The following is a 14,468-nucleotide window of genomic DNA, read 5'->3' on the forward strand; positions in this document are numbered from 1 at the left end:
CGGCCCCGGGGCCCGTCACTCGTCCGCCGTGTCCCCGGCCGGCGCCGACCCGCCGCGCACCGGCAACAGGCCCACCACCAGGCCCGCCAGGGTGCAGGCCATGCCGGTGGCCACCACCGAAGGCCAGCCGCCGTGTGCCCAGGCCAGTGAGCCGGTCAGGGAGCCGATGGCGATCCCGAGGAAACGGAAAGTGAAATAGAGGGTGTTGAGGCGGCTGTGCACGGCGGGGTCGAGCGTGAACAGCACCGTCTGGCATGCCGCCTGACTGCCCCAGACCCCGACGTCCACCACGATCACGCCCGCGATCAGCCACCACAGGCCGCTGCCACCCGGCAGCAGAAGCAGCCAGCCCACGGCCACCAGCCCGATGAGCGCGGCCAGTGCCCCACGGCGCCCGAGCCGGTCGGCTGCCCGGCCGGCCCAGGGGGAGGCGAGCGCGCTGGCCGCCGCCACCAGTCCGAACAGCCCGATGGTGGCGGAGCCGAAGTGGAAGCCGCGTTCCAGCAAGAAGGTCAGGGCCGTCCAGAAGGCGCCGAACGCGATTCCCACCAGCGCCCCGGACCCGATGATCCGGGAGACCAGCGGGTGGACGGCGAGCCGGGGCAGCGAGGCCAGCGCGGCACGGTAGCTCCCGTCGCCGGCGGGCGGCACGGCCGGCAGGGCCCACCGCAGGGCGTAGACGAGGACGAGGGTCATGACGGCGGAGCAGACGTAGACGCCCCGCCAGCCGACGGCCTCGGCCAGCGCGCCCGAGTAGGCCCGGGAGGCCAGCACCCCGATCAGCAGCCCGCCCTGCACTGTGCCCACGACCCGGCCCCGCGCGGCTCGGCCGCCGTCCGCGCCGTCGGTCCCGTCCGCCGCTGCCAGGGCGACCGCGAGCGGCGTCACCAGCTGGGGAACGGGGGAGAGCAGGCCGAGCGCGAAGCTCGCCGCGATCAGCCACCACACCGTGGGCGCCAGGGCACACGCGGCCAGCGCGACGGTGGAGGCCGTGCCCAGCCGCAGGATCAGCCGCCGCCGGTCGCCGCTGTCCCCGGCGGGGACGAGCAGCAAGATGCCCGCCGCGTACCCCAGTTGGGTGGCCATGGGCACGGCCCCGAGGAGGTCGGGCCCGGCGCCGAAGGAGTGGGCGAGGGCGGCGAGCAGGGGCTGGCTGAGGTAGACGTTGGCGGCCGTGACGGCGCTGGCCGTCGCCAGCACGAGCGTCGGCGGCCGGTTCGGGCGCGGTGAGCGGCGGGGGAGGAGCGGACGGACGGGCCGGGTGCGGGCGGCCCTGGCTCCGGGGCGGGCGGGAGTGTCGTTCCCAGCGGGGGTCTTGTTCACATGCATCGACGCTAGGCCGGGCCGCCGGTGGCATACTTTCGCTATCCTGCCATCATCTGTCGCAACCGCGCCAAGCCCGCACGGCACACCCGCGCACGGAGCCTGATCCGGGCGGCCCCCAAGGCCCTCGCGGGAGCGCCCCCACACAAAGCCCCCACACCGAGACCCCCGGAACCCCCCTCATGTACGGCAAGAGCGAGAATCGCGACGACTACCAGGACGTGCCAAGGCCCGTCGCGGCAATGGCACGGAATCTGCCGGACGGGCACCACATCCCCGCGCACCGCCACCGGCGCGCCCAGCTGATCTACGGCACCTCCGGCGCGATCACCGTCGTCACCGGACACGGGACCTGGGTCGTGCCCGCGACCCGCGGCGCCTGGCTGCCCGCAGGACTCACCCACGCGATGACCTGCGCCGGAGCCGTCGCCATGCGCACCCTCTACATCGAGCCGGCCGCGGCGGGACACCTGCCCGCACATCCGGCCGTCGTCTCCGTCCCGCCCCTGTTGCGCGAACTCATCGACGAGGCGACCCGGCTGCCCGTCGAGTACGACACGGAGGGCCGCGACGGGAAGGTGATGGAACTCCTCCTGAGCGACCTGACCCCGCACCCCGTACCGGCGCTGCACCTCCCCACCCCCGAGGACCCGCAGCTCGCCGGCCTGTGCGCCGCCATCCGGCACGAGCCCGCCACCCGGTGGACGGCCACGCGCGCCGCGGCCCGCGCCCATATGAGCACCCGCAGCCTCCAGCGCCGGTTCCCCGAGGCCACCGGGATGAGCCTGGCCCACTGGGTCCGGCAGGCCCGCCTCGTCCACGCGGTCACGCTGCTCGCCCGGGGGGAGCCGGTGACGGCAGTCGCGGGCGCGGTCGGCTACGCCACCCCCAGCGCCTTCACCGCGATGTTCCGCCATGCCCTCGGCGCCACCCCGACCGGCTACTTCACCGGCGCCCCGGAGCGCCCCGCCACCCCGGAGTCCCGCACCGGGCCCTGACGACCCGACAGGCATGATGCCCCCGCACCCTCTTATGTCCTCCTCGCGGGGTTTTCCCGCACGTCAGCTCACAGGCGCGAGCGGCCCCGCATGAGCGCCCGCCCCCGCGCGGTGTGCCAGGGGGGCGAGGGGGCTACTGGGGAGCCGTCGGAGTGCGGCCGGGGCGCTGGTAGGTCTCGCCGGTCATCTGCTCCAGCGAACGCCGCTTGGTCTCGGGAACCTTGCGCTGCACGAAGAAGAACGACAGCAGCGCGAAGAGAGCGAACGCCCCGTACAGCCAGGAGAGGCCGACCTTGCGGGTCATCGGTTCGAAGGAGAAGGTGACGAGGAAATTGAAGATCCAGTTGGACGCGGTCCCGATCGCCAGTGCCATCGCCCGCATCCGGTTGGGGAACATCTCCGCCAGCATCACCCACATGATCGGGCCCCAGGAGAGCGCGAAGAAGACGACGAAGGCGTTCGCCCCGACCAGCGCGACGGGCCCGTAGGGGTCGGGCAGCGAGACATGGGTGCCGCTGCCCTTCTGCTGGGAGAAGGCGACAGCGGTCATCAGCAGCGAGAAGAACATGCCGGTCGAGCCGATGGACAGCAGCCGGCGCCGCCCCACCCGGTCCACGAACAGCATGGAGACCACCGTCATCACCACATTGATCCCGGCGGTGATCACGGAGGTCGTGAACGAGCTGGACTCGCTGAAGCCGACCGACTTCCACAGCGTCGTGGAGTAGTAGAAGATCGCGTTGATGCCCACCAGCTGCTGGAAAGCGGCCAGGACGATGCCCACCCACACCAGCGGGTGCAGCCCGAGCCGCTCACCCCGGATGTCGGCGAAGCTGCTGCGGTGCTCCTTGTGCAGCGTCTCCCTGATCTCCTCGACCTTCGCCTCCGGATCGCTCTCCCCGGAGACCCGGCCCAGCACTCCGGCCGCCTGCTCGAACTGGCCCTTGAGAACGAGATAGCGCGGAGACTCGGGAATCAGCAGCGCCAGCCCCCCGTACACCAGGGCCGGAATCACGCCGACGAGAAACATCCAGCGCCACGCCTGCATCCCGAACCACAACTCCTGCGAGGCGCCCCCGGCGGCGCCCGCCAGGCCCTTGTTGGAGCTGAGCACCACCAGCTGGCCCACGGTGATGGCCAGTTGCTGGAGCGAACCGAGCGCGCCCCGGCCGGAGGCGGGGGCCACCTCGGAGATGTAGGCGGGGGCGATCACGGAGGCGATGCCGATGCCCAGGCCGCCGATCACCCGCCACAGCAGCAGGTCGGGTACGGAGAAGGCCAGGGCGGAGCCCGTCGAGCTGACGAGGAACATGGCCGAGCCCAGCAGCATCACATTGCGCCGCCCCCAGCCGTCGGCGAGCCGCCCCGCGTACCAGGCGCCCACGGCGCAGCCCAGCAGCGCGATGGAGACCACGAAGCCCGACAGGAACGAACCGAGCTGGAAATGCGACCCCAGGGCATCGACCGCCCCGTTGATGACCGAGGAGTCGAAGCCGAAGAGAAAGCCGCCGACGGCGGCTGCGATGGAAATACCGACGGCTTTGCCGTGGTGGCCGGAGGGCTGCTGCGAACGCGAAGCCGTCTCAACCATGAGGAGCATCACCTGGCCAATTCTTTCCGGGACGTTCAGTTCGTGTTGCCGTGTGCACCCGAGGCACGGAATCAGTCCTCTTCCGACCCCTTCGGCACGCGGCTCCCCTTCCAGCGCCCTCTCCGGCACTTCGGCCGGACCCTGGGCCAGGCTCCACCCGGAGACCCCGCTCCGCGAAGGGCCTCCGTCGGCCGCGCGGACCCCGTCGGATGACGGGAGACACTCGGTGACCAGGGCTGCCCCGCGCTGGAGAATCGCTGAGCAGAGCCCCGCTTTCTCAGGTGGAATGCGTCGATATGCCGAAAAAGTCCGCGCGGCTTCGTATCGTTGCCTACCGCCGCTGCCGAGGCAACGCCCTGCTGCCTGGAGTCGGATATCGGAGCAACGAGAAGGCTTCGCGGGCGCGCCGCGTGAACTGGCACGTCGCCGGAAGGCCGAGGGTTGTGTACGGCACGGGCCTTGCGGCTCCCCGCCGAGCGGGGGATGCGCGGGCCCACGGGGGACGGCGCCGCACGACGGGACGGAGACGTCTCGCGGTGGTCCGCCTCGCCAAGGCCGAAGACGAGGGTGTACTCGCGAGGGCTGCCTCGTCCCGGACGGCCGCGTGCGTCCACAGCCGCCGCCGGGCCGGGACTCGTACCGCGTCGCGGGGTTCACGCCGCCCGAGGGCCGCCGGCCGACGAACAGCAGTGGCCCAGCCAGCCCATCGAAGCGCTGATCGGCGCGGACACGGCCGCGTGAACCGTCAGGCGTCCGGGTCGCTCAAAAGGGCGGCCGGCCCCCATCCCGGAGGCCGGCGGTGCGGCTCGCGGACCGCGCCCGTGAGAGCCGGGCAGGCAGCGGCGCTGGTACCCAGTCCGCGCGGTGGTCCCGCCGGGGCTCATTTTTCGCTGCGATTACCTCGCTGCGGACGTCACCTGCTGTTCCTGCGGGCCTTCACAGGCGTCGGCGTCCAGGCTTTGGCGGCCCCGGACTGAGGGAGAGCGGACCCATCGAGCGAATTCCGCCTGGAGGTGGGAGCCGGCGCATTCCCGGACAGTGCTGATGCGATCGGATTGGACCCTGATGAAGCGACCGAAGGGCCGACCGGACCGGACGCGGCCGAGGCGATGGAACCGGGCCCCGAGGGAATGACCGGAGAAGGAGCCGAGTTGGTCGGCGCCAAAGCGGTCGAAACCGACCCTGCCGGGGTGACCGGCATGGATGCAGCCGTGGCGATCGAAGTCGTTGACGACGTGGCGGGAATGGACGGTGCCGGGGAGACGGGGCTGGGCTCATCCGACGTGAGGGAACTCCGTGCTGCCTGGACGGCCGCCGGGGCCTCTGAACTGGGCGCGGGGGGCGCTGAGCCGGGCTCCGGCCCCGTGGTGATCGAACTCGCTTTCGGCACGAGCGAATTGGAGGGCTCCGCGATCGGGTTGAGGGAGGGGCCGGGCTGTTCTTCGAAGGAGAACCGTTGGTGCTGGGGCGCAGTGGACGGGATGGTCTGTAGGGATACCTGCTCGCTGTCGCTCGGTTGCGGAGCCGCCTCGGGTGACGGCTCCTCCCCCATGAACCGCTTCCAATAGGGAGCGGCCGTTCGATAGATCTCCGAAGCCCCTACGATGGCCGCCCCGGTTCCCTGGACGACATTGGCCACCATCTCGGCCTGTGGAAGAACTTTCGCGAACACCGGGCTTTCCAGAGCGGCGCCCACGGCCCATACGTATCCTCCGGCCGCGTGTCCCCAGAGCGCCTTGTCATGTGGGGCGTCCAGAGCGAACTCTGTCCCCGCGAAGGTGAATGCCGCCGCGCGCGCCCAGGGTACCGCGGCGTTTTTTTCTACAGTCTTGAGAACGCCTGCAGTGGTAAATGAGAGCATCTCGCCGGCACTGGCCAGCTTTGGACGCCACTCTTCATCTCCCTGGTAATACTTCAGTCCCGCGGAGGTGATATTTGCGACGAAATTGGCAGCTGGGCCCGCAGTTTGTGCGATGCTATTTCCAGAGCCAATACCCCATGCCCACGTGGCAGTGCCGAGAGTGTTGACCGCGCTCGTCACGACCGGCTCGAGTTTTTTGGCCTCCACATCACTTTCCGCTTTATACGCTGTATAAGCCTCTCCCATCTTTATTCCGTTGTAGACGGCAAGCATGCCGAATCCGCCGTATCCGCGCACTTTTTGGCCGATCTCGGCCAAACCTTGGCTGCTCATTATGTAGCTAGGGGACACCATGCCCATAGTCGTGATGAGGGCGCCTTTTTTGAGCCCGTCGAAAAGGCCACTTCTACGCGCGTCATGCTGCGCCTCTTCACCATCAGCCAGTACCGGGGCCCGCCCCTCCTCCAAGCTCCGAAGATCGGTCTCTTCTTGGGGCTGAGCGGGCTGAGCAGATCCTCGCAGCCAATTAACCCATGTAGCCATGTGAGTGCCTTCCGCCGTGTCCCCCGGAAATAGTGGAACCGCACTCGCCGCGCTGCAAGTGGTCTAGACGCCCAATGGATTTCCGTACGGGTCAAACCAATTTTTTATATGCATGCCACTGAACAGCTTGAACAAGCTGCCATCCCAATTGGCGCCGCGCCGGCGGCAGTGAGCCGCGTTCGGGCCTGACTACCGCGGACGCTGGGCGATGTCTAAGGCGAGGAAACCCTGTGTTGACATTGCCGTAACCGAATCGTCGCTCAGGAGTCGCGAAGCCATCGCCACAACCCCTCCATTCTTGACCTGGCCGGCACAATTCCGCATGTCTCAGCATCCAAGACCGGAAGCTGACAGGAGACCTCCTGCCACCCTCTACAACGGGTCTACTCCACTAAGAGTTCAACTACCACCACACCCCTGTCAACCATGGACTTCCTCACAACCCCACGACGCGTACGGCGGAGGGTCGTTGGTGTGGGCATCGAGCCTTGCCGCGCGCTTTGTCAGGGCCGTGAGATCGTCGCAGGTGACGACCGTGCGGGCGGCGCGGTCGAGTTCTGCCGGCGCTTCGCGAACAAGGCTTTGATCGCCGCGAGTTCCGCTCCTCGTTCCGCGTGCCGACCCCGCTCCCCAACGGGGTCCGGCCGTGCGCCAGGCCAGGTCCCGAGGCAGGGCCCCGTCCAGGGCGGTGCCCGGGACGGGCGAGTCGAGCATCCGGTGCTTCCGCTGCGAGCCGCGGAAGCACCGGGACCCACTCGCGTGCCGCCGCGGCTTGGAGCGAGGGAAGGGTGCCAGGGTTGCTTCCACGAGCGCTCTCACTCATCCGGGCGGCCTCATAGGACCGCCCGCCCACCGGATTGGTGGGCGGGCGGTCGGTCTGCGGCGGTGTGCTCTTCGAGTCAGCGGGGGCCGAAGCCGCCGTACGGCCGCAGAGGAATGATCTTGAAGTCCGACATCTCTCGTTGCGCCAGCGGAAGTGCGGCCACGGCCGCTTCGGCCTCGTGCAACGACGCGGCCTCAAGGAGGAAGCAGGCGCCCCGCGTATCGTCGCGCAGCCAGATCTGGCGGAGTGCTCCGTCGGCGTAGAGCTTCCGTACCGTCTCGGTCTCTTGGGGCAGGACGGCCGCGAAGTCCTCCTCGCTGAACTGGTCGCTGTAACGCTCGGTCAACACCATGAATTGCACGGACCGAAACATACCGGCCAGGGGCGGCGGCGATGTTGGTAGGGCTGTTGTGATGCGGGTAGGGCCGTTGTCCGGTGGGGCCGCTGTGGCGCGCGGCGGCGGTGAACCCGGCCCCGCCCGCGGGGAGTCGTGCTCATCGAAGCCCGCGGGGCCGGCGAAGCCGACCCCGCGCCACGCTCCCGGCCGGCTCCACCCCCCGGACCAGCGGTCTATCGGGCCGCGCGGTCGGGGTAGGCGGCGGTTGCGCGGATTTCGACGAGGATTTCCGGGCTGGCGAGGCCGCTGACGCCGATGATCGACCAGGCGGGGTAGGGGGCCGTGATGAGGCGCTGCTTGGCCGAAAGGAATCCCGGCATGTTGTGGCGGATGTCGACGTGGTAGCTGGTGACGTCGACCAGGGCGGTGAGGTCGAGATTCTCCAGGCGAAGGATCTCCTCGATGCGCCGGAGGGCGATTCCGGTCTGCTCCTCGACGGTTTCTCCCGCGGTTCCGTCGGGGCGGCGGCCGATCTGTCCGGCGATGAAGAGGTGGCCGTGCGCGCGGACGGCGGCGGAATGGCCGAAGCGTGCGAATGCGCTGGTGGTCTGCCCGAAGACGGCGGAATTCTCGGGTATCTCGACGGTGTGGATGGTCATTTCAGTGATGTCCTTTGCTTCTTCGCCGGCTGCTTCTCCGGCGGCTTGTGCGTGGTCATGGGGGCGCGGAGCGTCAGTTGCCCCACCGGGATGATTCGCAGGCATGTTCCATCCGGGTGCGGCCGAAGGCGTCGCGTTCGCGGAGGAATTCGCCGGGGATCGCGTACCGGGGCGCGTTCTTCGGGTCCCTCGCGGCTTGCGCGACGATCGCGTCGGTGAGTGAGCGGATCATTTCCAGCCGTGGGTAGACGGCGTGGACGGCATCGGCCTGCTCGTCGGTGAGCGCGTCGATGTGGTCGGCTCCGAGCGGGCCGCCGAAGTCGAGCGCGACGCCTTCGCGGACGAGCGCGCACAGGGTGCCGCGGCGTTCCGCGATGCCGGGGGAGGTGTGCAGGGCGATGGCCTGCCAGACCTCGTCGGCGTCCGTCCGGGGCGAGCCGTGCTCGATGAGGAACTGGGCGGCCCGGTCGGCGCCTTCGACCTCGAACCGCTGACGGTGCGGGCCGTCCGGTGCCAGGCCGAGGTCGTGCATCGCGCAAGCGGCGAACAACAGGTCGTCGTCGTAGTCGCGCCCGGCGTCCAGGGACAGCCGGGCAGCCACCAGCCGGGCGAACAGGTAGGTGCGGATGCTGTGGTTGAACACGGACGGTGATTCCACCGGCCGGATGAGATGTACGACCGCGTGGGCAAGGGGTGTCCCGGGCAGCGCGATCAGGTCGGGGGCCCTCTCGCGGGCCTGGCGGGGGATGGTCGATCCGGTCATGTCTTCAGGCTGGCTTTCACCACCCTGACCTGGCCAGTGGCAGAATTGCCGCACATCGATAGCATGTTGCCATGATGGCGCATCGAGTCGCGGTGCTGGCGCTGGACGGGGTCACCCCGCTGGACTTGGCAATCCCGACACAGATCTTCAACGCCCGGCCTGAGACCCCCTACGAGATGACCCTCTGTGCGCTCGGCTCGAAGGTGACCACCACCGCGGGCTTCACGCTGGTGGCCGCCGGAGACCTGGAACGGGTGCGTGCCGCCGACACCGTGATCGTGCCCGGATACGAGCCGCTCGTACGGCCGCCGGAGGCCGTGCTCGAAGTGCTGGCCGACGCCCGCGACCGAGGCCGGCGGGTGGTGTCGATCTGCACGGGGGCCTTCGTGCTGGCCGCCGCTGGGGTGCTGGACGGGCTTCACGCCACGACCCACTGGAAGCACATCGCCGACCTGGAGCGGGACTTCCCGGCCGTCCAGGTCGATCGCGACGTGCTCTACGTCGATGAGGGGGATGTGCTCACCTCGGCCGGGGTGTGCTGCGGCATCGACCTGTGCCTGCACCTCGTGCGCCGCGACCTGGGAGCGGTGGTGGCCAACCAGATCGCCCGCGGTCTGGTGGCCGCCCCGCACCGCGACGGCGGGCAGGCGCAGTACGTGCCGGCTCCGGTCACGGCGGCCGGTGAAGCGTCACTCTCCGACACCCGGGAATGGGCACTGGACCGACTTGAACAACCGCTCACACTCCGCGCACTCGCCCGGCACGCGGGTGTATCGCAGCGCACGCTCATGCGCCGGTTCGCCGAGGAGACGGGCACGACCCCGTTGCGGTGGCTGCTCAACGCCCGTCTCGGCAGGGCGCGGGAACTGCTGGAGACCACGGCCCATCCGGTGGACCGGGTGGCGCGGGAGTGCGGACTGGGCACAGCCGCCAACTTGCGGACACACTTCCGGCGCGTGCTGGGAACCACCCCCACCGCATACCGGCGCACCTTCACGCACTGACGTGGCCGAAGCCCCGTTCACACGCTGACGGGGCCGAAGTCCCGCTTCAGGAGCCGGGGACGGCCGTGGCGAGTGCGCGGGCGGTCTCGACGACTGTCTCGCGGCGACGGGCGATGGCGGCCTGATCGGTGTCCTCGTCGAGGGTCAGGCGGCACATCCTGGGCACCGCGAAGTTCCAGGCGATCAGTCCCATGAGGGTGAACAGCAGGTCCTGGGCGGCTCGGAGACGAGCCTCCTCGGGAAGGTGGCGGGCCGCGCCCGCGTCCACGAGCCGGTGGGCCTTCGCGCGGAAGCCGTCCCGGCGCGTCCGCTCGCTCTCGTCGGACTCGTCGCCGCCCTCCAGCGCCTCCCACAGCAGCAGCCTGATCAGCTCCGGGTGCTGCTGGTACCAGTCGAAGATCTGCCCGACCGATTCGGCCACCGCGTCGGGGTCGAAGGAGAGGGAGACGCTGACCTCTTCCAGCTTCGCTCCCAAGACGGCGGCGAACAGTTTCTCCTTGCCGCCGTAATACAGGTAGATGGCCTGCTTGTTCGCTCGGGCGGCGGTCGCGATGCGATCGACCCTGGCCCCCGCCAGGCCGCGCTCGGCGAACTCGGCAGCGGCGGCGGTGAAGATCCGCCGCCGGGTGTCCTCCGCGTCATAGGGCATGGCCGAATTAAACCATCTGGTTGACTTCGCTCAACCCGGGCGGCAGTGTGCGGTGCAGCAGTAAAACAACCGGCTGGTTTATTTCGGCGAAGGGCCTTCCCATGAGTGCCGTACCTCCTGTCCCCGTCCGCTCGCCCCTGACGGGCGCTCTCTCCGGTACGACTGCCGTCCTCGTCGGCGGGAGTTCGGGCATCGGCCTGGCGGCAGCCGTCCTGCTGCGTTCGGTCGGCGCCCGCGTCGTGCTCGTCGGCCGCGATCGCGACCGGCTGAACGCCGCCGTTTCCCGGGTGCGCGGCGCGAGTGCGGCCGACGGGCACGACGGCGCCCACGACCCCGACGACGCCGTGCTGTACGTCGTCGGCGACGGTGGTGACGAGCGGGTCCTCGCCGAGGCTTTCGACAGGGCGGGACACGTCGATCACATGTTCGTCACCGCCGGTGGTCTCAGCGGTGCGGGCCCACTGGCCGGGCTGTCGGCCGACGGTATCCGCTCGGCCTGCGACTCCCGCCTCCAGACAGCCTTCACCACAGCCCGCACGGCGGCCTCCCGGCTGCCCGCGGGAGGCTCGCTCACCTTCAGCTCCGGGATCCTCGTGGTCCGCCCGGCCCCCGGAATGGCCGCACCGCTGTCGGTCGCCGGCGCGGTGGAGACCCTCACCAGGGCCCTCGCCGTGGAACTCGCCCCCGAGCGAGTGCGCGTGAACACCGTCCGCTACGGCCGGATCGACACCCCGCTCCTGCGCTCCCTGCCGGGGCTGGATTCCGACGAGGCGGTCGCCGCAGCCGGATCGACCACCCCCCTCGGCCGCTTCGGTACCGCTGAGGAAGCCGCCGCCTCGGCCCTCTTCCTCATGGCCAACCACTACATGACGGGCCAGATCCTCACCGTGGACGGCGGCGAAACCCTCGCCTGACCGCTGAACCGCCGAAACCGCCTGCCGCTGAACCGCCTGCCGCCGAAACCGCAGGCGGTGAAGTCCCCGCCGATCCCCACCACTTCGGGCGCCGCGGCCCCGCTGGTCCGGCCGGTGTCCGAAGCGTGGCGGCTGCACGCGCGGGAGCCGAGGCCGCATCGCGTCTGCCGCAGGGTTGCCGCTTGGCCGCCGCTGGGCGGACGGGGGCCGCCAGTCGGGCGGTTTCGGACGCGCTCCGTTTTCCCGTCGGTGACCCTGGGTTACACAGCTGATCTGACGCGCGCACGTCGCGCCCCGTCACGCTCCGCTCCCTCGGCCCCGCTGTCCCCGCACAGGAGAGAACCATGGCGACCTGCGATGTCTGCGGCAACGACTACGACCTGTCCTTCGAGGTGCGCACGGTCGGCGGCAGCCACACGTTCGACAGCCTCGAATGCGCCGCCCAGAAGCTGGCGCCCATCTGCGACCACTGCCAGTGCCGGATCCTGGGGCACGGCCTCCAGTCCGACGGCCAGTTCTTCTGCTGCGCCCACTGCGCCAGGGAGAGCGGAAAGCCGAAGCTCGCCGACCGCGTCTGAGCGTCTTGCCGTACTTCGGATTCGGCGCCGCACAGCGGGGAACCCCCGGTGACCGAGCCGGAAGCCACAGCGTGCCGCGTCGCGGTGCGTAGCGGCGTCGCGCAACGAGTGAGGAAGAGACATGGCTGACAAGGACCTCAGCGGCCGTCGTGTGCTGGTGATCGTGACCAACTACGGCGCTGAGCAGGACGAGCTTCTCGTGCCAGTACGACACCTGCGCGAGGGCGGTGCGGAGGTGGACATCGCCGCCGCCTCCGACGAACCGGTCAAGACCCTTGTCGGGGACAAGGACCCCGGCGAGACCGTCGAGCCGACACTCACCCTGCCCAACGCCGACCCCGGCGCCTACGATCTGCTGCTCATCCCCGGCGGCACCCTGAACGCCGACACGCTGCGCCGGAACGAGTCGGCGATCGACGCCGTCCGCTCCTTCACCACCTCCCACCGGCCGGTCGCCGCCATCTGCCACGGCCCGTGGGCGCTGGTGGAGGCGGGCGTGGTCGGCGGCAAGACACTCACCTCGTATCCGTCCTTGCAGACGGACATCCGCAACGCGGGCGGCAGCTGGGTCGACAAGTCGGTCGTCAGCGACGACGCGGAAGAGTGGGTGCTGGTGACCTCGCGGAACCCGGGCGACCTGGACGACTTCCTCAAGGAGGTCGACGAGGCGCTCACGGGCCCCGGCACCCGCCCCGGGAGCTGACCCCGCACGCCAGGGCGTCACGCACCCAGGGCGCTGACGGGCACCGCGCCGGCCCTGACCACTGACCCCCCGCGCAGCCCCCGGCGGCGGCGAGACCTCGGCCAGGGCCACGTTCTGTCCGCACCACCGACACCATTCGGACCGCCCACTCCCGCCCCGCGCCCTCCAGCGCCCCTCCCGCTCCAGGCGCCGGTCGGCGTGGATCTCCTCAGCCGCCCTGCCGAACAGGCGTCCGCTGCCGCCGACCGGCAGTCGATCGCGCCCGGACGGGCCCGCGCGTGGAGGCCGTCCCGCCGCCGTTGTCGTCCCCGGCAGCGCCGTTCGCGGGGCCGTCACTCCTCCCCGGAACTCCGCGCTCCAGCGTCAGGGTGCCCCGAAGACGCAATGGCGCCGAGGCACCCCGAGGGCATCAGCGGACCAGCGCGCGTGATCAGGTGCCCGGTCCGCTCCGGATGCGGCGGCGGGGGGCCTGCGGGAGCGTGGGGAGGAGGAAGGGCACCGAAGGTGTCACCCCCCCCGTATTCAAGGAGCCGTCATGGACGAGCGGCGCGGAACAGCCGACAAGCTCAAGGGCAAGGCCAAGGAGATGGTCGGCAAGATGACCGGCGACGAACGCAAGGCGAGCGAGGGCCGCACCGATCAGACCAAGGGCAAGGCCAAGGACGCCATGGGGGGCGCCAAGGAAAAGGCCGCGGGCATGAAGGACTCCCTGCGGGACGAGAGCCGGCGTGGGGGCCACAGTCGGGACCAGAGCCGGGAGCGGGACGAGGGCATGGAGCGGGACGAGGGCGGCGGCCGGAGCCACGACTGAACCGGAACCGCACCCTCTCCTCCCGCCTCGACCAGCTCAGCCGCCCCAGCCGTCCCAACAAGCCCAGCCGTCGTGCTCGCCTCGAACGCCTCAGCCACCGCTCTCTTGCCTCGGCTGCCTCTGCCTCAGTTGTCTCGCACGTCCCGGTCGGCGGCGTCGCGCTGCTCGATGCTGTCCTGGCGCAACCGCTCCGTATGCCGGGCCAGGGTGTCGATGCGCGAGGCCAGTTCCGGATGCGCGTCCTCCAAAAGGGCGCGGGTCTCGTGCAAAGGCGCGAGCAGGTGTGCCGCGTCGCTGTGGCCGAGGGCGTGACTCAGGCTGTCGAGAGGGGCTTTGGCACCGGGTGGCAGATCGGTCAGCGCGGTGATCTGCCCCGCGAGGCGGCGCAGATCCGCCGCGTTGTCACGGGCCCAGGCGGTGACGGTCCGGTCCGCCGCCCGGTGGTCGCGGGCGGCCTTGACCCGCTCTTCGCCCGTTGAGCCCGCGGCCCCGGGGCGCAGCCGCAGATAGCGTCGCTCGGCGGCCTGTCGGCTGGCGACGCCCAGCGGGCCGGCGAGGTCGGCCCAACTGGCTCCGGCGTCGCGCGCCGTTTCGATCAGCCCCGTCTCCCACCCGGCCAGTTGTTCGCGCACCTCGCGCAGCAGGAGGAGCGCGGCCAGGGCCTGCTGGGCCTCCTGCCGGGATTCTTGCCGGGGCTCCTTTCGGGGGCCGGCGGCCTCGGCAGCCGCCGCCGGACGCAGACCGGTGGCGCCGGGGAGAGGGCCGGAGCCCGGGGCCTGTGCGGTGCGCAGTGCTTCGTCGATGGCTCCCAAAGCGGTCGCGGCGGCGGGCAACGAGGCGGGATGCGTGCTCTGCGTCGCCCGGCTCACGCCGGGGGTGGGCCGCTCGCGCTGGGAGGGATGGTGCTGGGC

At 70.5% G+C, this 14,468-nt stretch carries 14 protein-coding genes; 6 read left to right on the forward strand and 8 right to left on the reverse strand.

What is annotated here, in order from left to right:
- Positions 1 to 15 precede the first annotated feature (15 nt).
- On the reverse strand, positions 16 to 1,323 hold the full coding sequence (locus tag ABD339_RS29185; RefSeq protein WP_344570146.1) for an MFS transporter: 1,308 nt from the start codon (positions 1,321 to 1,323) through the stop codon (positions 16 to 18).
- Between the two features lie 182 nt (positions 1,324 to 1,505).
- Here ABD339_RS29185 and ABD339_RS29190 point away from each other — a divergent pair, with 182 nt between their 5' ends.
- Positions 1,506 to 2,321, forward strand: coding sequence for an AraC family transcriptional regulator (locus ABD339_RS29190; RefSeq protein ID WP_344570147.1), 816 nt, complete (start codon positions 1,506 to 1,508; stop codon positions 2,319 to 2,321).
- A 133-nt stretch (positions 2,322 to 2,454) separates the two neighbouring features.
- Here the strand turns inward: ABD339_RS29190 and ABD339_RS29195 are convergent, their stop codons facing one another.
- The 5 genes from ABD339_RS29195 to ABD339_RS29215 form a co-directional block, all read right to left on the reverse strand.
- The gene (locus ABD339_RS29195) at positions 2,455 to 3,912 is read right to left on the reverse strand and encodes a sugar porter family MFS transporter (protein ID WP_344570148.1); all 1,458 of its coding nucleotides are present in this window, start codon (positions 3,910 to 3,912) and stop codon (positions 2,455 to 2,457) included.
- A gap of 913 nt (positions 3,913 to 4,825) precedes the next feature.
- Positions 4,826 to 6,091 (reverse strand): hypothetical protein, encoded by a 1,266-nt coding sequence (locus ABD339_RS29200; protein WP_344570149.1) that lies wholly within the window; start codon positions 6,089 to 6,091, stop codon positions 4,826 to 4,828.
- A gap of 1,124 nt (positions 6,092 to 7,215) precedes the next feature.
- Positions 7,216 to 7,491, reverse strand: coding sequence for a muconolactone Delta-isomerase family protein (locus tag ABD339_RS29205; RefSeq protein WP_344570181.1), 276 nt, complete (start codon positions 7,489 to 7,491; stop codon positions 7,216 to 7,218).
- Positions 7,492 to 7,709: 218 nt separating this feature from the next.
- Positions 7,710 to 8,135, reverse strand: a complete 426-nt coding sequence (locus tag ABD339_RS29210; protein ID WP_344570150.1) for a Rid family hydrolase — start codon at positions 8,133 to 8,135, stop codon at positions 7,710 to 7,712.
- Between the two features lie 73 nt (positions 8,136 to 8,208).
- The gene (locus tag ABD339_RS29215) at positions 8,209 to 8,898 is read right to left on the reverse strand and encodes an HD domain-containing protein (RefSeq protein WP_344570151.1); all 690 of its coding nucleotides are present in this window, start codon (positions 8,896 to 8,898) and stop codon (positions 8,209 to 8,211) included.
- A 71-nt stretch (positions 8,899 to 8,969) separates the two neighbouring features.
- Between ABD339_RS29215 and ABD339_RS29220 the strand changes: the two genes are divergently transcribed.
- Positions 8,970 to 9,902 carry a GlxA family transcriptional regulator gene (locus tag ABD339_RS29220; RefSeq protein WP_344570152.1) on the forward strand — a complete coding sequence of 311 codons (933 nt, stop codon included), beginning with the start codon at positions 8,970 to 8,972 and terminating at the stop codon, positions 9,900 to 9,902.
- 46 nt (positions 9,903 to 9,948) lie between these two features.
- Here the strand turns inward: ABD339_RS29220 and ABD339_RS29225 are convergent, their stop codons facing one another.
- A complete protein-coding gene (locus ABD339_RS29225) occupies positions 9,949 to 10,551 on the reverse strand; it encodes a TetR/AcrR family transcriptional regulator (RefSeq protein WP_344570153.1) in 603 nt (200 codons plus the stop codon).
- Positions 10,552 to 10,652: 101 nt separating this feature from the next.
- On the opposite strand from ABD339_RS29225, the gene ABD339_RS29230 reads away from it, so the two are divergent.
- The 4 genes from ABD339_RS29230 to ABD339_RS29245 all read left to right on the forward strand — a co-directional run bounded on the left by ABD339_RS29230 (position 10,653) and on the right by ABD339_RS29245 (position 13,557).
- Positions 10,653 to 11,465 (forward strand): SDR family oxidoreductase, encoded by an 813-nt coding sequence (locus ABD339_RS29230; RefSeq protein WP_344570154.1) that lies wholly within the window; start codon positions 10,653 to 10,655, stop codon positions 11,463 to 11,465.
- Positions 11,466 to 11,809: 344 nt separating this feature from the next.
- Positions 11,810 to 12,043 carry a hypothetical protein gene (locus ABD339_RS29235; protein WP_344570155.1) on the forward strand — a complete coding sequence of 78 codons (234 nt, stop codon included), beginning with the start codon at positions 11,810 to 11,812 and terminating at the stop codon, positions 12,041 to 12,043.
- Between the two features lie 121 nt (positions 12,044 to 12,164).
- A complete protein-coding gene (locus tag ABD339_RS29240) occupies positions 12,165 to 12,746 on the forward strand; it encodes a type 1 glutamine amidotransferase domain-containing protein (protein ID WP_344570156.1) in 582 nt (193 codons plus the stop codon).
- 535 nt (positions 12,747 to 13,281) lie between these two features.
- Positions 13,282 to 13,557 (forward strand): CsbD family protein, encoded by a 276-nt coding sequence (locus ABD339_RS29245; protein WP_425576129.1) that lies wholly within the window; start codon positions 13,282 to 13,284, stop codon positions 13,555 to 13,557.
- Between the two features lie 125 nt (positions 13,558 to 13,682).
- Here ABD339_RS29245 and ABD339_RS29250 read toward each other — a convergent pair whose 3' ends face one another.
- On the reverse strand, positions 13,683 to 14,426 hold the full coding sequence (locus tag ABD339_RS29250) for a hypothetical protein (protein ID WP_344570182.1): 744 nt from the start codon (positions 14,424 to 14,426) through the stop codon (positions 13,683 to 13,685).
- Positions 14,427 to 14,468: the final 42 nt, after the last annotated feature.

It is taken from the genome of Streptomyces axinellae, from assembly GCF_039532135.1.
GTDB classification, from domain to species: domain Bacteria; phylum Actinomycetota; class Actinomycetes; order Streptomycetales; family Streptomycetaceae; genus Streptomyces; species Streptomyces axinellae.